The sequence below is a fragment of the Streptomyces sp. BoleA5 genome, assembly GCF_000373665.1.
GTDB lineage: Bacteria > Actinomycetota > Actinomycetes > Streptomycetales > Streptomycetaceae > Actinacidiphila.
In genome coordinates, this window is sequence record NZ_KB892111.1 from 17,772 (window position 1) to 37,694 (window position 19,923).

At 74.2% G+C, this 19,923-nt stretch carries 16 protein-coding genes; 6 read left to right on the forward strand and 10 right to left on the reverse strand.

Going from position 1 to position 19,923, the window contains the following annotated elements; genetic code table 11:
• Positions 1-41: 41 nt before the first annotated feature.
• Genes B085_RS0123450 through wecB form a run of 4 tightly spaced genes read right to left on the reverse strand, consistent with a single transcriptional unit; the run spans position 42 to position 5,719 of the window.
• On the reverse strand, positions 42-2,204 hold the full coding sequence (locus B085_RS0123450) for a glycosyltransferase (RefSeq protein WP_018561039.1): 2,163 nt from the start codon (positions 2,202-2,204) through the stop codon (positions 42-44).
• Positions 2,201-4,000, reverse strand: coding sequence for a hypothetical protein (locus B085_RS45840; RefSeq protein WP_018561040.1), 1,800 nt, complete (start codon positions 3,998-4,000; stop codon positions 2,201-2,203). The genes B085_RS0123450 and B085_RS45840 overlap by 4 nt, the downstream gene beginning before the upstream one ends.
• Positions 4,000-4,641 carry a class I SAM-dependent methyltransferase gene (locus B085_RS45845; RefSeq protein ID WP_018561041.1) on the reverse strand — a complete coding sequence of 214 codons (642 nt, stop codon included), beginning with the start codon at positions 4,639-4,641 and terminating at the stop codon, positions 4,000-4,002. Before B085_RS45845 ends, B085_RS45840 begins: the two co-directional genes overlap by 1 nt.
• Positions 4,634-5,719 (reverse strand): non-hydrolyzing UDP-N-acetylglucosamine 2-epimerase, encoded by a 1,086-nt coding sequence (gene wecB, locus B085_RS0123465; RefSeq protein WP_018561042.1) that lies wholly within the window; start codon positions 5,717-5,719, stop codon positions 4,634-4,636. The genes B085_RS45845 and wecB overlap by 8 nt, the downstream gene beginning before the upstream one ends.
• A 38-nt stretch (positions 5,720-5,757) precedes the next feature.
• Here wecB and B085_RS0123470 point away from each other — a divergent pair, with 38 nt between their 5' ends.
• Genes B085_RS0123470 through B085_RS43560 form a run of 3 tightly spaced genes read left to right on the forward strand, consistent with a single transcriptional unit; the run spans position 5,758 to position 9,638 of the window.
• The gene (locus tag B085_RS0123470; protein ID WP_106435017.1) at positions 5,758-7,212 is read left to right on the forward strand and encodes a glycosyltransferase family 4 protein; all 1,455 of its coding nucleotides are present in this window, start codon (positions 5,758-5,760) and stop codon (positions 7,210-7,212) included.
• Between the two features lie 18 nt (positions 7,213-7,230).
• On the forward strand, positions 7,231-8,490 hold the full coding sequence (locus B085_RS0123475; RefSeq protein WP_018561044.1) for a nucleotide sugar dehydrogenase: 1,260 nt from the start codon (positions 7,231-7,233) through the stop codon (positions 8,488-8,490).
• A complete protein-coding gene (locus tag B085_RS43560; protein ID WP_018561045.1) occupies positions 8,490-9,638 on the forward strand; it encodes a glycosyltransferase in 1,149 nt (382 codons plus the stop codon). The genes B085_RS0123475 and B085_RS43560 overlap by 1 nt, the downstream gene beginning before the upstream one ends.
• 595 nt (positions 9,639-10,233) lie before the next feature.
• Here the strand turns inward: B085_RS43560 and B085_RS0123485 are convergent.
• The 4 genes from B085_RS0123485 to B085_RS0123505 all read right to left on the reverse strand — a co-directional run bounded on the left by B085_RS0123485 (position 10,234) and on the right by B085_RS0123505 (position 14,801).
• The gene (locus B085_RS0123485) at positions 10,234-10,689 is read right to left on the reverse strand and encodes a hypothetical protein (RefSeq protein WP_037732322.1); all 456 of its coding nucleotides are present in this window, start codon (positions 10,687-10,689) and stop codon (positions 10,234-10,236) included.
• 411 nt (positions 10,690-11,100) lie between these two features.
• The gene (locus B085_RS0123495; protein WP_018561048.1) at positions 11,101-12,168 is read right to left on the reverse strand and encodes a maleylacetate reductase; all 1,068 of its coding nucleotides are present in this window, start codon (positions 12,166-12,168) and stop codon (positions 11,101-11,103) included.
• Positions 12,165-13,031, reverse strand: coding sequence for an intradiol ring-cleavage dioxygenase (locus tag B085_RS0123500; protein ID WP_018561049.1), 867 nt, complete (start codon positions 13,029-13,031; stop codon positions 12,165-12,167). The genes B085_RS0123495 and B085_RS0123500 overlap by 4 nt, the downstream gene beginning before the upstream one ends.
• A gap of 12 nt (positions 13,032-13,043) precedes the next feature.
• Complete coding sequence (locus B085_RS0123505; RefSeq protein ID WP_018561050.1) at positions 13,044-14,801, reverse strand: FAD-dependent oxidoreductase; 1,758 nt, start codon at positions 14,799-14,801, stop codon at positions 13,044-13,046.
• Between the two features lie 69 nt (positions 14,802-14,870).
• On the opposite strand from B085_RS0123505, the gene B085_RS43565 reads away from it, so the two are divergent.
• The 3 genes from B085_RS43565 (at position 14,871) to aroQ (ending at position 17,329) form a co-directional block, all read left to right on the forward strand.
• The gene (locus B085_RS43565; protein ID WP_158689812.1) at positions 14,871-16,016 is read left to right on the forward strand and encodes a helix-turn-helix domain-containing protein; all 1,146 of its coding nucleotides are present in this window, start codon (positions 14,871-14,873) and stop codon (positions 16,014-16,016) included.
• 61 nt (positions 16,017-16,077) lie between these two features.
• Positions 16,078-16,839 (forward strand): pirin family protein, encoded by a 762-nt coding sequence (locus B085_RS0123515; RefSeq protein WP_018561052.1) that lies wholly within the window; start codon positions 16,078-16,080, stop codon positions 16,837-16,839.
• A 22-nt stretch (positions 16,840-16,861) separates the two neighbouring features.
• A complete protein-coding gene (gene aroQ, locus B085_RS0123520; protein ID WP_018561053.1) occupies positions 16,862-17,329 on the forward strand; it encodes a type II 3-dehydroquinate dehydratase in 468 nt (155 codons plus the stop codon).
• A 31-nt stretch (positions 17,330-17,360) separates the two neighbouring features.
• Here aroQ and grpE read toward each other — a convergent pair whose 3' ends face one another.
• Positions 17,361-18,056: a nucleotide exchange factor GrpE gene (gene grpE / locus B085_RS51705; RefSeq protein WP_018561054.1), complete on the reverse strand. Its 696-nt coding sequence runs from the start codon at positions 18,054-18,056 to the stop codon at positions 17,361-17,363.
• Positions 18,053-19,921, reverse strand: a complete 1,869-nt coding sequence (gene dnaK, locus B085_RS0123530) for a molecular chaperone DnaK (RefSeq protein WP_018561055.1) — start codon at positions 19,919-19,921, stop codon at positions 18,053-18,055. Before dnaK ends, grpE begins: the two co-directional genes overlap by 4 nt.
• Between the last annotated feature and the right edge of the window lie 2 nt (positions 19,922-19,923).

Sequence of the window (19,923 nt, forward strand, 5' to 3'; positions counted from 1 at the left end):
CGCCGCGGTGACCGCCCCCCTGCCGGCCGCCGTCGTGGGCGTCACGGCGCCGAGCCGGTGACCAGTTCCGTCCACGCCGCGCGGACCGTGTCCAGCCCGAAGGTCTCGCGCAGCCGGTCGCGGGCCTGCTCGCCCGCTTCCTCCCAGCCGTCGGCCGCGAGCGCCGCGATGGCGTCCGCCATGGCCTCGGGCGAGTCGTGGATCCAGCGGCGCTCGTAGATCGCGTCGGCGCCCGGCCAGGGCAGCAGGGCGGGTACCGCGCCGGAGGCCATGCCCTCGGCGGGGGCGAGGTGGAAGCTCTCGTCGTCGCTGGTGGAGAGCACAAAGCCGATGCGCCGCAGCCAGCTCGCCACGTCGGGTCCGAAGTCGTCGAAGACCACGGCGTCCTCCAGCGGGCCGGACTGCACCCGCCTCAGCACGGCGTCGTAGTGCGCCCGCTCCTCCGGCTTGTTCCAGATCCACCAGTAGTCCCAGGGCATCTTGGACTTCACCGACAGTCGCCACCGAGGGTCCCTGGACCGCAGGGCCTCGAGCACGTCCAGTCCCAGGTCGAGGCGCTTGCGCGAGGGCGCGATGCCGATCATGCCGAGGCGGTGCCGGGCGTCGGGGACCTTGGGGCGGTCCAGCTGCCGGTCGTCGACCCAGTTGGGGATGGTGACGAGCTTCTCCTGGGGCCAGCCGGTGCGTTCCCGGGTGAGCCGGTTGTAGTGCGGGCTGACGCACACGACGCGGTCGACGGCGTCGATGTCCACCTGCGAGGGGTAGCCGGCGTACAGCTCGAAGCGGTGCAGGCGCACCAGCAGCCGCGAGCCGCGCCGCTTGTGACGGCTGTACCAGACGGCCGCGGGCCCGCACCACTCGACGACGACGACGTCGGCCCAGGCGGCGAGGTCGCGGCTGGCGGCCGCGTCGTGCCGGGCCAGCGCCTCCCAGGCGTCGACCCGCACCTCGACCCCGGGCAGGGCCTGGAGGTGGTCCAGCAGCCGCGTGAAGAACTTCAGGTCGTGCCCGGCGACGCCGACCCGCAGGGGCCGGCCGCGTCCGGCGAGCCCGGCCGGTACGGGGGGCAGCGCCCGTTCGATCAGTCCCCGCAGCCGCTCGGCGGCCCGGTCCAGTGAGAAGCGGCCGGCGGCCTCGCGGCAGCGCAGAGCGGCCGCACGGTAGGCCTCGGGGGAGCCGACGGCGGTGGCGACCGCCTCCGCCGCGTCGTCGAGGGTGCCCCGGCCGGGGACGAACAGCGGGTAGTCGGCGCCGAGCAGCGCCTCGTGCGCGGGGGTGCGGTTGAGCACGACGGGCAGTCCGAGCGTCGCGAACTCCAGCACCTTGGTGGACAGTTCCAGGCTCGCGTCCAGTTCCGGCCGGCGCCAGCCCAGCCCCAGGTCGCAGCCCGCGGCGATCCGCATGGCCTCCTGGCGCGGCGTGCCGCCGTGGTGCACCACACCGTTCGCGGTGCGCAGCGCGCGTTCCATGGCCGCGTGGAAGCCGGGGTGCCCGGGGTCGTCGTGGATCTTGTCGCCGACGGTGTGCAGTTCGGCCCTGATCCCCCGGGCCGCCAGCGCGTCCGGCAGCTCCGTCATCTCCAGGGTGTTCCAGCGCGGTGCGAACTTCCCCGTGTACACCATGCGCACCGGGTCGCCCGCCGCGTCGTGCTCCGGCACCGCGAAGTCCGGAGCGGGCACGCTCGGCGGACACAGCACGCACCTGCCGCACGCTGCCGGTACCCAGGCCTCGATGAAGCAGCGCAACTCCTCGGTCTGGCACAGCAGATAGCGCGAGGCCTCGGCGATCCGGGTCAGCTCGTCCACGGCCTCCTCCGTCATGAGCGCCGCGGACTGCGGGATGTCGGTGAGGTACGCCCAGATCCGCCCGTCGAAGGCGCCGTCGGCGACGACCTGCGCCACCAGCCGCCGTCCGCGCAGCACCAGCAGGTCGCACGGCTCCTGCTCGTCCCGTTCGCGCAGCACCCGGGAGGCCTGGACGGGGGACAGGACGTGCCCGGACGGTACGACGGACACCCCCGGCAGCTCCGCCAGCGGATCGACCAGCCGCCCGGTGCGCAACGGTGCCTTCAGCACCAGCCGCGTCGCGCAGCCGGCCCGGGCCAGCGCCTGCACCGTCGACTGGGCCCACACCGCGGAACCGTCGATGAGGTTGAGGTCGACGTCCCCGTAGACCATGGCCCTGACCGTGCGCGTGCCCGTCATCGGACCTCCTCCGGGCGGATCGTGAACAACCGCCCCGCCCCGGGGGACGGCCAGAGCGTCCTGCGCACCAGCGCCGGGCGGAAGCCGTTGACGTGCGGCACGAAGCCCGCGGTGTGCGCGCTGAAAGCCACCGCGTCGGCCCCGGAGCACTCCTGGGCGCACATCAGGTCCAGCAGGTGGACCGCCGACCGCTCCTCCGCGAGGTCCGACCAGTCCGCGATCCAGGGCGCTCCCGGCCCGTCCGCCGCGGCCCGCACGGTGACCCCGCCCGCGGTGAGCTCCGCGTAGGCCGGCCCCGGTGCGGGCACCAGCACCTCGGCGGGACGGTGCCGCTGCGCCATGACCTGCGCGACCAGGCGCGAGATCTCGGCGTCGTCCCGCGGGGCGGACAGCACGGCCACCCGCCGGGCGTCCAGCGGGTCCGGCGCCCCGGGGATCCTGGCGAGCTCCGACAGCCGGACCCGGGTGGCCCGGGAGACGAAGATCTCCCGCAGGCCCGCGCGGTCCACCGTCGCCGGGTCCAGCCGGGCCGGCTGCACCCCGGTGTCCCCGTCGAGCACGGCGTCCCAGGGGAAGGGGGCCAGGCCCGGGGCGGCGGAGGCGGGGGCGTCCCGCCACAGCACGGCGGTGCGGCCGAGCGCGTGGGCGGCGGCGAGGAGTTCGGCCAGCCGCCGGTCCAGGTCGGGGGCGGCACCCGTGCCGGTGTGCGCCCACGGGCCGGACAGGCAGGCGCTGAGCTGCACGACGAGCACGTCCGGGTCGGTGCGCTCGGCGACCTGCCGGGCGTCGTGCGGCAGCGCACGGTTGACGACGGCGTCGTGGCCGAAGTCGGCGGCGGTCGCGGCGTCCAGCACGCCGGCGACGACCAGCCGGTCGCGCGGGCCGGCCGTGAACGCCCGGTGGGCCAGGTGCAGGTGCCCGTCGGCCGCCGGGTCGGCCGCCGGCGCGGCGGCACCGGCCGGTGGGGCCGACGGACGGCCGCCCTTGCCGCGGCCGCGCCACATCCCGTACAGCTCGCCGGGCAGCCGCTTCGAACCGCGCACCGGGGACCGGGCGGCCGAGACCAGCGCCTGGCCCACCCTCAGTGACGTCGAGCCCTGCAGCATGGCGATGCGGGCCTCCAGCACCCCGATGCGCTCCCGGGCGCGCCGCAACTCCGCCGCGAGCCGGTCGCGCTCGCGGGTGACGGCCCCCGTCCGCTCACCGTCCGTGCCGTCCCGCAGCGCCTCCAGGGCGCGGCCGTCCTCCTCGTGCCGCCGCTCCAGCTCCAGCAGCCGGGCCCGTTCGGCGCGCGACACGAACTCCGCCAGGACGTACTCGCCGGCCAGCCGAAGCGCCGTGGCGCCCCCGTCCGGCACGGGCCGCCCGGCCGGGTCGAGGAGCGGCAGCAGGGCCTCGGTGCAGGTGAACACCGCGCCGCCGTGCAGGTGCAGATAGTCGAGAGCGGCCGCCCGCAGCACCTGGCAGCGCTGCGCCACCAGGGAGTCGAGCAGCCGGTGGTACGGCAGTTCGGCGCCGGGGTGGCCGAACACGATCAGGCCCTTGCCGCCGGGCCGCATGCGACGCAGCGCCGCCAGGCACGCGGCCTCGTCGCCGTGCCGGGCGGGGTCGGGGCCGTAACTGAGCAGGGCCAGCCGTCCCCCGCCGACCGGTTCGCCGTCGCCGGGCGGGGAGGGGCACAGCCGCACGCCCTCGGGAAGGTGCAGGTAAGGGCCGAGCGGGAGGCCGCCGCCGGTCGCGTCGACGACCTCGGTCACCCCGTCCAGGTGCGGGTGGAGCAGATCGAGAAGGCGCATCAGGAGGTCCTCGTGAAGACGTGGAAACCGACCCGGCTCTCCCGGAAACCGTACGGCGTGAAGCCGCCGTAGCGCAGACCGAGCGGTTCGACGGCGGCGCGGTACTCGGCCGCCGGGCGGTGCAGGACGCGGTCGCCGCGCGCCACGCGCCCGGGCGCGTCCTCGTCCGTGACGACCAGTCGGCCGGTCAGCCGGACGAGGGAGGCGAGGTTGACCAGCGCGGCCCGCCAGGCGGCGTCGTCGAGTACGCGGAACAGCACGTCCACCGCGAGCACCACGTCGTATAGCCACGGGCTGCGCCACTGCGACATCTCCGCCACCGCGTAGCGGGGGCCGCCGCCGAGCGCGCGGCAGCGGTCCACCGCCGAGGGGCGGGCGTCGATCGCGTCGACGAGGTGGCCGCAGCGGGCCAGGGCCCGCGTGAGGCGGCCCTCTGCGCAGCTCGCGTCGAGCACGAGCGGCCGGTCGGCGGCGCCCTCGCCGTCGCCGGCGATGCGCAGCACCTGCGCGACCCGCAGGGCGTCGAAGATCTCGTTCCCCGGCCGGTCGAGGTCGGTGGGGCCGCCGCGGGCGAGGTCCCCGTGCCCGCGGGGGTGGTCGTCGCCGTACGCGAGCGGGTCGAGCGGGCGCGGCTCAGACATGGTGGTCCAGCCACTCGGTGATGACGCGGGCGATGCGGGGGCCCGAGCGGCCGTCCCACAGCGGGGGGCCTTCGGGGACGGGGGCGTCGCCGTCCAGTGCCTTGCGCAGGGCCGGGGCCAGCCCGTCGGCGCTCACGAGGCGGTTCGTGCCGTGGGTGACCGTCACCGGCCGCTCGGTGTTCGGACGCAGCGTCAGGCAGGGCACACCCAGGACGGTGGTCTCCTCCTGCACCCCGCCCGAGTCGGTGACCACCGCGGCGGCGCCCCGCAGCAACCCCATGAACTCCAGGTAGCCGAGCGGCTCCAGGATCCGGATGCCGGGCGTGTCGCCGAGCCCCGCCGCCTCCAGCGCGGCCCGGCCGCGCGGGTGCAGCGGGACCGCCAGCTCCAGGTGCCGCGCCGCCTCCCGCAGCGCCGCCACGGCGGCGGCCGCGGCGGCCGGGTCGTCGACGTTGGCGGGCCGGTGCAGCGTCACGACGCCGTAGCGCCCGGGCAGACCGTGGGCGGCGCGTGCGGCCCGCGGGTCGAAGCGCGGCAGATGGGCCAGGAGAGTGTCGATCATCGGGTTGCCGACGAAGTGCACCCGGGCGGTGTCCACGCCCTCGTGCGCCAGATGGCCCACCGCCTCCGGGCTGGTGGCGAAGAGGAGGTCCGAGAGCTGGTCGGTCAGCCGGCGATTGACCTCCTCGGGCATCGTCGTGTCGAAGCTGCGCAGGCCCGCCTCCACGTGCGCCACGGGCAGTCCCAGCTTGGCGGCGACCAGCGCGGCGGCGAGCGTGGAGTTGACGTCCCCGTAGACCGTGACCAGGGCGGGGGCGCGGGCCGCCAGCTCGTCCTCCAGCGCGGTCAGCAGGGCGGCGGTCTGCCGGGCGTGGCTGCCGGAACCGACGCCGAGGTCCACGTCCGGCTCGGGCAGGCCGAGCTCCCGGAAGAAGACGTGCGACATGCGCTCGTCGTAGTGCTGTCCGGTGTGCACCACCGACTGCGGCTGCCCGGCCGCGCGCAGCGCTGCGACGACCGGGGCGGCCTTGACGAAGTTGGGCCGGGCGCCGACCACGTGGACCACCGAGCCGAGCACGGTGCCTCCCGTTCACTGGACGTGCTTAGGGTGGGAATGTGCGTCGTCGTACTCTTCGTGCCCTGATTCTCGCCGCCTCGGTGGCGGTACGTCATCTGCGGGACGACCCGCTGCGCGCCGCGTCCCTGGCCCTGCGGGTCGCCCCGGGGCCGGCGCGGCGGCCCGCCCGGCGGGCGCTGGCGTGGCTCCCCGAGCGCGATCCGCACCGCGGGCGCGGCGGCGCCCGCCGGTACGGGCCGCGCGGCGTGCCCGCCCCGGCCGGGGTCCCGGGGACGGCGGTGCCGGGGCGGGTGCTGCACCTGGTCACCAACTCCCTGCCGTACCGCGACGCCGGTTACACCGTCAGGACGCACGCCATCGCACGCGCCCAGCGGCAGGCGGGCCTGGACCCGCAGATCGTCACCCGGCTCGGCTTCCCCGTGGCCCAGGGGGTCTGGGACGGACGGCCCGCGCAGGTCGTGGACGGCGTGCCCTACCACCGCCTGCTGCCCCTGCGGATGCCGGGGACGCCGGAGGCCGCCCTCGCCCGCAACGCCGAACTCGCCGCCCGGCTCGTCGAACGGCTCCGCCCCGCGGTGCTGCACGCGGCCACCGATCACCCGAATGGCCGAGTGGCCCTCGCGCTGCGCGAATCGTTCGGCCTGCCGGTGGTCTACGAGGTGCGCGGCTTCCTGGAGGAGACCTGGCTGACCCAGGGGCCGGGACGCGGCCGTGACAGCGTGTCCTACCGGGAGCGGCGCGCCCTGGAGACGCACTGCATGAAGGCCGCCGACCTGGTGCTCACCCTCGGCGAGGCCATGAAGGAGGAGATCGTCTCCCGGGGCGTGCCCGAGGAACGGGTGCGGGTCGTGCCCAACGCCGTGGACGACGTGTTCCTCCAGCCCCTGCCCGACGCCGGTGACCTGCGCACCCGCCTCGGCATCGGCCCCGGTGAGGTGGTCGTGGGCACGGTCTCCACGCTCACGCCCCACGAGGGCGTCGGCACCCTGCTGCGCGCCGGGGCCGAACTGCGCCGACGGGGGGTGCCGCTGCGCCTGCTGATCGTGGGGGACGGCCCGCTGCGGCCCGCGCTGCAGCGGCAGGCGGCCGGGCTGGGCCTGGGGGACGCCGCCTTGTTCACGGGGCGTGTGCCGTACGCCGGGGTGCGGGCCCACCACGCCGTGCTGGACGTGTTCGCGGTGCCCCGGACGGGGGCGCGGGTGTGCCGGCTCGTCACGCCTCTCAAGCCGGTGGAGGCCATGGCCAGTGGTCTTCCCGTCGCCGCGAGCGACGTCACGGCGATGGGTGAACTGGTCGAGGACCAGGTGAACGGAAGGTTGATTCCGCCAGGAGACGTACAAGCCTGGGCGGATGCGCTCGAAATATTGCTCTATAGTCCGAATCGACGGCGGATGATGGGTGACGCCGCCCGCGCACGAGTGGCCCGCGACCGTACGTGGGCGCACATCGCGGGGCGGACGCGCGACGCCTACCGCGGTCTGGGGGCCGTATAGCGCTCTGGATGGTGCGGCATGACGGTGCAACTCGCAGTCGTAGGCCTCGGGTACGTCGGTCTGCCCCTCGCCAGGGAAGCCGCGGCGGTGGGACTGAGCGTCGTCGGACACGATCTGGACCCCCTGGTGGTGGACGCCCTCAACTCCGGGCGCTCGCACGTGGACGACGTCTCCGACGCCGATCTGCGGCACATGCTGGCCGCCGGGTTCACCGCCACCACCGGCCAGGAGTGCCTGGGGGAGGCGCAGACCGTCGTCATCTGCGTCCCCACCCCGCTGTCCGCGGACGGCGGACCCGACCTCACCGCGGTCACCGGGGCCGTCGGGGCGGTCGCCGCGCGGCTGCGTCCCGGCGTCCTGGTCGTGCTGGAGTCGACGACCTACCCCGGCACCACCGACGAGGTCGTCCGGCCCATCCTCGAGGAGGGCTCGGGACTGCGCGCCGGGACGGACTTCGCCCTCGCCTTCTCACCTGAGCGCATCGACCCGGGCAACCACACGCACAGCCTCCGCGACACCCCGAAGATCGTCGGCGGCCACACCCCCGGCTGCGCGGCGCGCGCCGTCGCGTTCTACGGCAAGCTCGTCGACACCGTCGTCCGGGCCAAGGGCACCCGCGAGGCCGAGATGGCCAAGCTGCTGGAGAACACCTACCGCCACGTCAACATCGCGCTCGTCAACGAACTGGCCGTGCTCTGCCGCGAACTGGGCGTGGACATCTGGAACGCCATCGACTGCGCCGCCACCAAGCCCTTCGGCTTCCAGGCCTTCCGGCCCGGTGCCGGCGTGGGCGGCCACTGCATCCCGATCGACCCCAACTACCTGTCGTACAAGGTCCGCACGCTCGGCCACGAGTTCCGCTTCGTCGAACTCGCCCGGGAGATCAACCACCGGATGCCGGAGTACGTGGTGCGCCGGGCGCAGGACCTGCTCAACACGGCAGGGAAGGCGCTGCACGGCTCGCGGGTGCTGCTGCTCGGCGTCACCTACAAGCCCGACGTCGCCGACCGGCGCGAGAGCCCCGCGGTCCCCGTGGCGCGGCTGCTGCGCAGGCTGGGCACCGGGATCTCCTTCCACGACCCCTTCGTGGACGTCTGGGAGGTCGACGGCGAGCCCGTCACCAGGGCGGGCGACCTGGCCGCGGCCCTGCGCGAGTACGACCTGACGATCCTCCTGCAGGACCACAGCGGGTACGACCTGCAGATGGTGGCGGACCGGGCCCGCCTGCTGTTCGACACGCGCGGGCGGATCTTCCGGCCGGACGTCGAGGTGCTGTGATGCACGTACTGGTCGTCACCGTCGTGCACCACCCCGAGGACGCGCGCATCCTGCACCGGCAGATAGCCGCCCTCATCGCCCACGGGCACACCGTCACCTACGCCGCGCCCTTCACCGCCCGGGCGACCCCGCCCCGCCCCGGGGTCGAGGGCGTCGACCTGCCCCGGGCCACCGGACGCGACCGGCGGGCGGCCGTCCGCGAGGCCCGGCGCCTGCTGGCGCTGCGCGGGCCGACCGTCGACGCCGTGGTGCTCCACGACCCCGAACTCCTGCTCACCCTGCCGCGCACCCTGCGGCACTGGCACCGCACGGGTGCCCGGCGGCCCGCCGTGGTGTGGGACGTCCACGAGGACACCGCCGCCGCCCTCGCCATGAAGGGCTGGGTGCCGCGGCCGCTGCGCCCGCCGCTGCGCCTCGTCGTGCGTGCGGCGGAACTCGCCGCCGAGCAGCATCTGCACCTGCTGCTCGCCGAGCACGCCTACCAGCGCCGGTTCCGCCGTACGCACCCCGTGGTGCCCAACCTGGTCACCGTCCCCGAGGACCCCCCGCCCGCGGGCGACGAGCGGGTCGTCTACCTCGGGCAGATGTCCCGGGCGCGCGGCGCGGAGGAACTGGTGGCCATGGCACGGCTGCTGGCCCCGGACGTCCGCGTGGAGCTCATCGGCGCCGCCGACGGCGACGTCCGCGCAGTGCTGGCGGCGGCCGACCGCGACGGCGTGCTGCGCTGGCACGGCTTCCTGCCCAACGACGCGGCCCTGGACCGGCTGCGCGGCGCCCTCGCCGGGGTCTCGCTGCTGCGCGACGAGGCGAACTACCGACACTCGCGGCCCACCAAGGTGGTCGAGTACATGGCCTACGGCATCCCCGTCGTGAGCACCCCCAACCCCCTCGCCGCGGAACTGGTCCGCGGGCACGACTGCGGCCTCCTCGTCCCGTTCCAGGCCCCCGCGGCCGCCGCCGACGCCGTCCGCCGCCTGCGCGACGACCCGGAACTGCGCCGCGCGATGGGCGCCCGGGGCCATGCCGCCGCCCGGGGCGCGCTGCACTGGCCGGACTGCGCGGCGCGCTTCGTCACGAGCCTGGAAGGCTGGGCGGTGGCGGCCGCCACCGCCGCGGGCGAGCGCCCCCGGGCGGTGCGCCCGTCGTAGCCGGGCCGCGGCAGCCGGGCCCCGGGGCGCTGCCGCGAATCCGCGGCCGTCGGCGGGATCACCGGCCGCGGCTCCGGACCGAGTGTCACCGCACGGCCGTGGGGGTCCGTCCCCGCCGCGCTGGAGCTCCGGGGTATCGCGGTGACGACGCACTACTGCGAGGGCGGCCGGCACGAATGGACGTACTGGCGACGGGAGTTCGCCACGGCATGGCCGCTGCTCGCCCGTGCGCTCGGGCTGCCGGGGCCCACTGCCGCCGCACACCGATGAGACGACGAGCCGACGAAAGGGTGAGACGTTGAGCGCAAGGCCCCTATCGAGGGGGGCGCGCTCACTCGTTCCAGTGGCGCCGGCCGCCCAGGACGTACCACCGGCGCACGAGCCGCGTTGCACGGGGACATGGACAGCAGCACACCCACGACCCGTGGATGCCTTCTCCAGGACCACCCGGAGCACCACCACCGGACCTTCGCCGAACTCACCGGCGCCTACTGGATGGACCCGCCGATCTACACGGAACTCCTGGCCGACTGGCGGGCCCGCGGGCGCGCCGTCCCCGGGTCCGCGGCGGCGGACGTACCGCGCGCCGCGGGTCTCAGCGGCGGCACTCTGCCGCAACTGCCGCCTGGAACAGGGCAAGTTCCACCGAGGTAGGCGTGTGGAGGGTGCCCGTCCCGTCGGGGGGTACCAGCCACCGCAGGGCCCCCGCGGCCCGGTACGGGGGCGGTACGGCGATCCAGGCGCCCCGGCCGGCGTAGCGGATCCCGGTGCCCACCCATCTGCTGACGGGGTCCGGTGGGAGGAAGAAGCCGACCCGGTGGGAGGCCGTGTCGGCGAGGGTGGGCCCGGGCTCCGTGCGGGGGAGGCGCAGCAGCGCGTCGAGGGCCAGCAGGCCGAGGTCCTCGGGCACGACGAGCACGTCCCAGAAACGCCCGGCGGGCAGCAGGACGGTCCCGCTCTCGCCGTGTTCCCATTCCCGCTTGCACGCCCGCGGATCCGCCGCGGCGGCGGCCAGCCACTCCATTGCCTGTTTCGGTGCCGCATTTCTCATACGCTCAACCTTGGTAGATATTTCTAACCGGCGGAAGGGGTGGCGGGGGATGGCGTTTTGGAACGCGAAACGCCTGTTTTCCGTACGCCTGTACGGCGTTGCGGCGCGGGCCCGCCGTGCCCTGGGTGGCGGCCAACGGGACGGTGCCGCGCTTGACCGGCTGGTGAGGACCGCGGAACGGCTGGACTACGGCGGCGGCCCGCCCGTGGCGGCGGACGGGGAGACGCGGAGCCAGGGCTGAGGTATTCCGCCCGCCGGCGGAAGGCGGGCCCCGCCGGGAAATGCGCTCGGCCGGATGTGCGAAAAGCGCAAAGGTGTTTGAGTGTGTCCGCGGAATACGGCCCGCCGCCGGACCGTTCCCGGGCGTTCCCGCCGGGCCCCGGCGGGAACGCCCGGGAACGGGCCCGGTGCTCAGCCCGCCGGCGGGGCGCCCTCGTACGCCTTCGTCAGCAGCGCGCGCAGCTCGTCCGCGTCCGCCGGGCGAGGGTTGGCGTACGAGGCCGCGGCGACCAGGTCCACGACGCGGCCGATGCCGTCGGCCGGCAGACCGACCTCGGCCAGCGAGCGCGGCGCGCCGAGCCGTCCGCCCAGCTCCCACAGTCCGCGCGCCGGGTCCTCGGTGGCCAGCGCCCGGCGCAGTGCGGCCGTCGCGTCCGGAACCGCCGGGGCGTTGAAGGCGAGCACGTACGGCAGCAGCACCGTGTGGGTCGCGGAGTGCGGCAGGTCGAAGGCGCCGCCGAGCACATGGGCCAGCTTGTGGTGCAGCCCCATCGTGGTGGCCCCCAGGCACGCCCCGCACAGCCAGGCCCCGTACAGCGCCCGGCCGCGCGCGTCGAGGCCGCCCGGATCGGCGACGACACGGGGCAGCGCCTCCGCAAGGGCGCGCACCCCCTCCTCGGCCATCAGCGACACGACGGGGGTCGCGTCGGGGGCGTACAGCGCCTCGACCGCGTGGGCGAGGGCGTTGACGCCGCTGGTACCGGACAGCGCCGGCGGCATCGACAGGGTGAGCTCCGGGTCGTAGACGACGCTGCGTGGCAGCACACGGCGGTCGCGGCCGGTGCGCTTGACGCCGTCCTCCGTCAGGCCCCACATCGGGGTCATCTCGGAGCCCGAGTAGGTCGTCGGCACGGCCAGCAGCGGCAGCCCGGTGCGCAGCGCGACCGCCTTGCCGAGGCCGACGGCCGAACCGCCGCCGACGGCCACCAGCCCGTCGGCGTCCAGATCCCGGGCCACGGAGACGGCCTCGTCCGCCACCTTCACCGGCACGTGCATCACCGCGCCCGGGTGGACGCCCGCGCAGACGGCGCCGAGCGAGGCGGCGACCGAGCGCGCGGTGTCCTCGCCGTGGCGGCCGGAGAGGACCAGCACGCGGCGCAGACCGAGGCGCCCGGTCTCCCCGGCGACGGCCGTGGTGGCGGCACCGGCGCGGAAGACGACCCGCATCGGCAGCGCCTCGTGGACGAACTCCGGGCTCATGACCGCTGCAGCACGATGTCGAAGGTCGCGAGCCGGAAGGGGTTGGCCACCCCGTACCCGGCCGCCCGCTCCGGGTCGTCCACTTCGGTGAACTCCTGGACCAAACTCTTCTTCACCGCGAAGACCGCGTCCGACTCCAGGTAGGGGCTGTCCTGCACGAAGACGTGCGTGGTGACCGGCTGGTGGCCCTCGGCGGCCGCGATGAAGTGGATGTGCGCGGGCCGGTACGGGTGGCGCCCCGTGGCGTTCAGCAGCCCGCCGACCGGGCCGTCGGTCGGGATCGGGTAGTGCGCGGGGACGACGGTGCGGAACCGGAAGCGGCCCTCCCCGTCGGTCTCGAACAGCCCGCGCCCGTTGCCCTGGGGCTGCTCGCCCGGCTGCTGGACGTCGTAGAAGCCCTGGTCGTCGGCCTGCCACACGTCGACCTTCGCGCCGGGCAGCGGCGTGCCGTCCACGGAGACCACGCGCCCGGTGACCACGCAGGGCTCGCCGGAGCCGATCAGGTCGATGGCGTCGCCGAACTCACGCTCCGGGGAGTCGACCATGTGGAACGGGCCCAGCACGGTGGAGTCGGTCACGCCCTCGCCGGCCGACTTCCGCTGGTTGATCGTCTCGACCAGCATCGAGACGCCGAGCACGTCGGACAGCAGGATGAACTCCTGCCGCGTGTCGGTGGAGGCGTGCCCGGTGCGGGTGAGGAAGCCGATCGCCGCCTCCCACTCCTCCATGGTGGGCTCGATGTCCCGGACGAAGTCGTGGAGGTGCCGGGTCAGACTGCCGAGGATCTCCCGCAGCCGCGGGTCGGGCGTCCCGGCGAAGCTCTCCACCACGGCGGGGGTCGCGCTCAGTTCGTTGAAGTCCATGCTCTCTCCTCGTCAGTCCCGTCCCAGGATGCGCCGCAGCGCGGCGCCGAGCACGGCCCGCGCCTCGGCGTCGTCGGCGGCCCCGTCGGCGCGCCGGAAAGCGATGTAGAGGTCCGGCCGCACGAGCAGCGCGCCCGTGTCGCCGATGCCGCGCAGCCGCGCCCAGTCGCCGTACGGGTCCTCGTACTCGCGCCCGGGGCCGACCACCGCGGTCGCGATGTCCAGGCCCAGCTCGGCGCCGGCCGTACGGGCCGCCGCCACCCACGCCTCGCCGCCGATGCCGGTCAGCAGCGTGAAACGGCCCCCGCCGCCGAGGTCGAGGGTCGACAGCGTCCGGGTGCCCGCCGTCAGCCAGGCGTGCGGCAGCTTGGCGCCGGGGCGGCTGCTCGGCTGGTGGTACAGCTCGGGGTCGCGGTCGAAGCCCGGGTCGGCGGTGCCGTCCGGGACGACCGCCGCCGAGGCGTAGCGCTGGTTGAGCTCCACGCCGTGCGCGTTGAACTCGTACCGCTTGAAATCGATCGCCTCGCGCAGCCGGGCGCGCCGCTTCTCGCCGGCCGGGGTCGCCTCCTTGCGGGACTCCATGTTGGCGAGGAGCTGCTCGGGGCTCTGCGGGGTGAGCAGGTCCAGGGCGTCGAAGACCGGGGCGGTCTCGCCGATCGACTTGTTGGCGCGGGTGACGATCTGCCTGCCGACCGGCGCCCGCTCGTCGGTGTAGGTGTCCAGCAGTGAGGGCGCGGCCGCGCCGTCCAGGACGAGCTTCAGTTTCCAGGCCAGGTTGTAGGCGTCCTGGATGGAGGTGTTGGAGCCCAGCCCGTTGGACGGCGGGTGCCGGTGGGTGGCGTCGCCCGCGCAGAACACCCGGCCGTTCGAGTAGCTCTCCGCGTACATCTCGTTGACCGTCCAGGCCGAGGAGGAGCGGATGGTCACCGGGACGTCGTCGTCCCCGACGAGCTGCCGTACCACCGACAGGGCGTACTCCTCCGTGAGGTCCGGGGGCGCGCCCTCGACGTCGTAGCCCCACACGATGAGCCACTCGTTCCACGGCCGTACGCAGCGCACCAGGCCCGCGCCGATGCCGCCCACGGTCGCGCCGGGCGTGAGCACCCAGTACAGGGTGCTGGGGCGGTGCGCGACGTACCGGGACAGGTCGGCCTCGAAGACGATGTTGACGCTGCCCGCCACGCCCATCTTGCCGCCCATGGGCAGCCCGGCGTCCTCGGCGACCTTGCTGCGTCCGCCGTCGGCGCCGATCAGGTACTTGGCGCGGATCGCGTACTCGTCGCCGCGCAGGCGGTCCTCCACGACGACGGTCACGCCGTCGGCGTCCTGCTCGAAGGACTTGTAGACGGTGCTGTAGCGCAGCCGGGTGCCGCGCGCCACGGCCGCCTCGACCAGCACCGGCTCCATCCAGTTCTGCGGCATGTCGCACATGCGGCTGGGGCTCGCGAGGTCGTGCGCGGCCTGCACCAGCGGGTCGTTGCCCCAGGAGCGCAGGCGTCCCAGCTCCTCGCCCGCGAGGCTGGTGCAGAAGACGGTGTTCCCCATCAGGTGCTGGGGAGTGGCCCGGGCGACGACCTCCTGCTCGACGCCCAGGTCGCGCAGCACCTCCATGGTGCGCTGGTTGGTGATGTGGGCCCGTGGGGTGTCGGCCAGCCTGGCGTGGCGCGTGACCACGATGTTCGGCACCCCGTACGTGCTCAGCGCGAGTGCGGCGCTCGCCCCGGCGGGCCCACTGCCCACGATGAGCACATCGGTCTCGACGGTCTCCATCAATGCGGCTCCTTGACGGATAATTGAAATGGCAACGAACCGATCGTGGATCAGAGGGAGACCGCCGGCGTGTCTCAATCCGATACAACCCCCGAAGAGCTGCTGCTCGGCGCCTACCTGCGCGAGCGGCCGGGCGGCCGGGCGGTCGTCGCCGCCGACGGCAGGACCCGGATCGTGAGCGCGGAGGCCGCGCGGCGGCTGTCCGACGAGGCGCTGGCGCTGCTGGAGCGCCGCGCCGGCGGCATGGTGCGCGACGGCCGGACCGAGGCGTACGAGCTGCCCCTGCCGGACGGCGGCTGGCGTGCCCGGCTCCATCCGGTGCTGGACTCCGGCGAGGTCATCGGCGCCGTCGCCGTGCTGTCCGCCTCGGCGGACGGCGCCGGCACGCCGCCGGCGGTGCCCGAGCCGGTGCTGCCCGGGCTCGTGGGCGTCTCACTGTCCTGGCGCGCCGCGGTGGCCCGGGCGGTACGGCTGGGGGGCGAGCAGGGTCCCCTGCTGGTGTCCGGGGAGCCCGGCACCGGCAAGGCCACGCTGGCCCGCGCCGTCCGGGCGGGCGACCTGGAGCTCGACGCGGCGCAGGTCACCGGCGCGGCGGCCCGTGACTGGGTGCGGCGGACGGCCGTGCGCCCGGCGCCGGGACAGGTGCTCGTCCGCCACGTCGAGGCGCTGGACGCCGGTGCCGCGGCCGCGCTGGTGGCGCTCCTGGAGCAGCGTCCCGCCCTGCGGCTGACCGCCACCCGCACTCCCGGCGACCGTACGGACCCGTGCCTGGACCGTCTGATGGGCCGGCTGGCGGTGCGCTCGGTGTCCCTGCCGCCGCTGCGCGAGCGCCCCGAGGACCTCCCGGTGCTGCTGGCCGCCCTCAGCCCGCGCCCTGTCCCCGGTCATCCGCCGCTGACCTGGACCGTCGAGGCCCGGCGCACGCTGGAGCGGCACAGCTGGCCGGGCAACGTCGCCGAGCTGGCGACGGTCGTCAGGGCGCTCGCGGAGGAGCGCCGGCTGAGCGGTCCGGTGCGCCCGGAGGAACTGCCGGACGCCGTGCGCGGCGGGGCCGGCGGTCGACGGCTCGGCAGCCTGGAGCGGGCCGAGCGGGACGCGATCCTGGAGGCGCTGCGCACCCACGGGGGCAACAAGGCGCGGGCGGCGAAGGCGCTGGGCATCGCGCGGGCCACGGTCTACCGCAAGCTGCGGAGTTACGGCATCCAGGGAATATAGTTCGAGATTCAACATGTTAGGTTGGCTGACAGGCAGCACACCCCGCAGAAGGAGATCCCCGATGGCCACCCAGCTGGATGTCCGCCGCGCCGGCCAGCGGTTCCACACCCGCGCCGGCTGGCTCGACTCGCACCACTGCTTCTCCTTCAGCCACCACTACGACCCGAAGAACACCCACTTCGGGCTGCTGCTGGTGTCCAACGACGACGTCGTCGCCCCCGGCACCGGCTTCGACACCCACCCGCACCGGGACATGGAGATCGTGACCTGGGTGCTCGACGGCGGCCTGGTCCACCAGGACTCCGAGGGCCACAACGGCGTCATCTACCCGGGCCTCGCCCAGCGGATGAGCGCGGGCACCGGCATCCTGCACAGCGAGAAGAACGACAGCTGGAAGCTGACCGGCGCGCCCGAGCACAAGGACCCCGTGCACTTCGTGCAGATGTGGGTCTTCCCCGACGAGCAGGGCATCAAGCCGGGCTACGAGCAGCTCGACATCAACGACGAGCTCGCCCGCGGCGGCTGGGTCACCGTCGCCTCCGGGATGGACCGCGACCGCGACGAGCGCGCCATCTCCATCGCGCAGAAGCACGCCGCGCTCCAGGCCGCCCGCATGAGCCCGCAGCAGACCCTCGCCCTGCCCACCGCCCCCTTCGCGCACCTGTACGTCGCCAAGGGCGAGGTCGCCCTGGAAGGTGCCGGACTGCTCGCCAAGGGCGACGCCGTACGCGTCACCGGGGCCGAGGGCCAGCGGGTCACCGCCGGCGCCGAGGGCGCCGAGGTGCTGGTCTGGGAGATGGACGCCGCCGTCACCTTCGGGTGATGGCGTGGTAGACCTTGGGGCCATGACCCGTACCCTCGCGAGCGCGCCGATCATGGTCCTCAACGGTCCCAACCTGAACCTGCTCGGTCAGCGGCAGCCCGAGATCTACGGCTCCGAGACCCTCGCCGACGTCGCGGCGCTGTGCTCCGCGACGGCGGCGCGGCACGGCGGGACCGCCGACTGCCGGCAGAGCAACCACGAGGGACAGCTGATCGACTGGATCCACGAGGCCCGCGAACACCACGCGGGCATCGTGATCAATCCAGGCGCCTACTCCCACACCTCGGTGGCGATCCTGGACGCGCTCAACGCCTGCGACGGCCTGCCCGTCGTCGAGGTGCACATCTCGAACATCCACCGGCGCGAGGCCTTCCGCCACCACAGCCACGTCTCGGCGCGGGCCGACGCGGTGATCGCGGGCTGCGGCGTCCAGGGCTACGCCTTCGCCGTCGAGCGCATCGCCGCGCTGCTGGAGGCCGGCGCCCGTTGAACCGCGCGGGTACCTCCCCGGACCGCCGGGCTCAGGCCTCGCCCGGCTGCCAGTCCGGCCACTCGCCGGGGTGATCGGCCCAGTGCACCTGATCCGGGTCCGAGACGTCGATGCCCGGGAAGGCCCGGCGCACCCGCAGTTCGAACTCCTCGCGCTCCAGCTGCTCCCACCCCACACCGCGGATGTGCACCCGGCGGTAGCGGTGGTCGGACCCGAGCGGGGCCACGTCGACCTTGTGGGTTGTCTCCATGCCTCCAGGGTGCACCCCGGCCGTCGCCCCCGCAGATCCGCCGACCACCACCTCCGCGGGCCGCAGCAGGTGAGCGCCGACCCGGTAACCGGACCGGACGACCGCGCCGCAGACGAGGCGGTCCGCGCCGGCGGCGCACGAGGTGCCGACCGCCTCGTGACGGGCCGGGTCGAAGGGCTCGCCCGGCTCGCCGAAGGACCGCAGGCCCAGCTCCGCCAGCCGCGTCTCCAGCACCTCGACCACGGCCCGGAAGCCACCGGTCACCTCGCCCTGCTCCCGCGCACCGTCGACGGCGTCCAGCACCGGCAGCAGCCCGCGCAGCACGTTCGCGACGGCCACCTCCCGCACCGCCAGCCGGTCCCGGTGCACACGCTTGCGGTAGTTGTCGTACTCGGCCTTGAGCCGCTGCAGGTCCGCGGTGCGTTCGACGAGCCGCGCCCGCAGCTCGCCGCCCGGAGGCGGACCGGCACGGTTCACGTCGTGCCCCCCTCCCGCTTGTCGTCGTCGACGATCTCGGCGTCCACCACGTCCTCGTCGCCTTCCGGCGGCGCCGTGTGCGGTGCCCCGCCCTCGCCCGCCGCGGACCGTTCCGCCTGGGCCTGGGCGTACATCGCCGTACCGATCCTCTGGGCCGAGGCGGTCAGCCGCTCCGTCGCCTGGCGGATGCCGGCGGCGTCCTCGCCCTTCAACTGCTCCTTCAGCTCCGCCACCGCCGACTCGACCTCCGACTTCAGGTCGCCGGGGACCTTGTCGGGGTTGTCCCGCAGCAGTTTCTCGGTGGAGTAGACCAGGCTCTCCGCGTTGTTGCGGGTCTCGGCCTCCTCGCGGCGCCGGTGGTCCTCCTCCGCGTACTGCTCGGCCTCGCGCATCATGCGGTCGATGTCGCTCTTGGCCAGCCCGGAGCCGCCGGTCACGGTCATCTTCTGTTCCTTGCCGGTGCCGAGGTCCTTCGCCGCGACGTGCATGATGCCGTTGGCGTCGATGTCGAAGGAGACCTCGATCTGCGGGATGCCGCGTGGCGCCGGGGGCAGCCCGGTCAGCTCGAACACCCCGAGTTTCTTGTTGTACGCCGCGATCTCGCGCTCGCCCTGGAAGACCTGGATCTGCACCGACGGCTGGTTGTCCTCCGCCGTCGTGAAGATCTCCGAACGCCTCGTGGGGATGGTGGTGTTGCGCTCGATCAGCTTGGTCATGATGCCGCCCTTGGTCTCGATCCCCAGGGACAGCGGGGTGACGTCCAGCAGCAGGACGTCCTTGACCTCGCCCTTGAGCACACCCGCCTGGAGGCTGGCGCCGATCGCCACCACCTCGTCCGGGTTGACGCCCTTGTGCGGCTCCTTGCCGGTCAGCGACTTCACCAGATCCGTCACCGCCGGCATCCGGGTCGAACCGCCCACCAGGATGACGTGGTCGACGTCGGCGACGTTGATCCGCGCGTCCTTCACCGCCTGGTGGAAGGGGCCCTTGCAGCGCTCCAGCAGGTCCGCGGTCAGCTGCTCGAACTGCGCCCGGGTGAGCTTCTCGTCCAGGTGCAGCGGGCCCTCGGCGGAGGCCGTGATGTACGGCAGGTTGATCGTCGTCTCGGTGGACGAGGACAGTTCGATCTTCGCCCGCTCGGCCGCCTCGCGCAGCCGCTGCAGCGCCATCTTGTCCTTCGCCAGGTCCAGCCCGTACGCGTTCTTGAAGCGCTCCACGAGGTGGTCGACGACCCGCTGGTCCCAGTCGTCGCCACCCAGTTCCGTGTCGCCGTTGGTGGCCTTGACCTCCACCACGCCCTCGCCGATGTCCAGCAGGGACACGTCGAAGGTGCCGCCGCCCAGGTCGAAGACGAGGATCGTCTGGTCGTTCTCCTTGTCCAGGCCGTACGCCAGCGCGGCGGCCGTGGGCTCGTTGATGATCCGCAGCACCCGCAGGCCGGCGATCTCCCCGGCCTCCTTGGTCGCGGTGCGCTGGACGTCGTCGAAGTACGCGGGCACCGTGATCACCGCGTCCGTGACGTCCTCGCCGAGGTACGCCTCCGCGTCCCGCTTCAGTTTCTGCAGCACCCGGGCCGAGATCTCCTGGGCCGTGTAGCGCTTGCCGTCGATGGTGCCTGACTCGGGGAACCGCCAGTCGGGGTCGCCCATGTGCCGCTTGACCGAGCGGGCGGTCCGCTCGACGTTGGTCACGGCCTGGCGCTTGGCGATCTCGCCGACGAGGACCTCGCCGCCCTTGCTGAAGGCCACCACCGAAGGCGTGGTCCGCGCACCCTCCGTGTTGGTGATGACGGTGGGCTCACCGCCCTCCAGCGCGCAGACCACCGAATTGGTGGTACCGAGGTCAATACCGACCGGACGTGTCATGT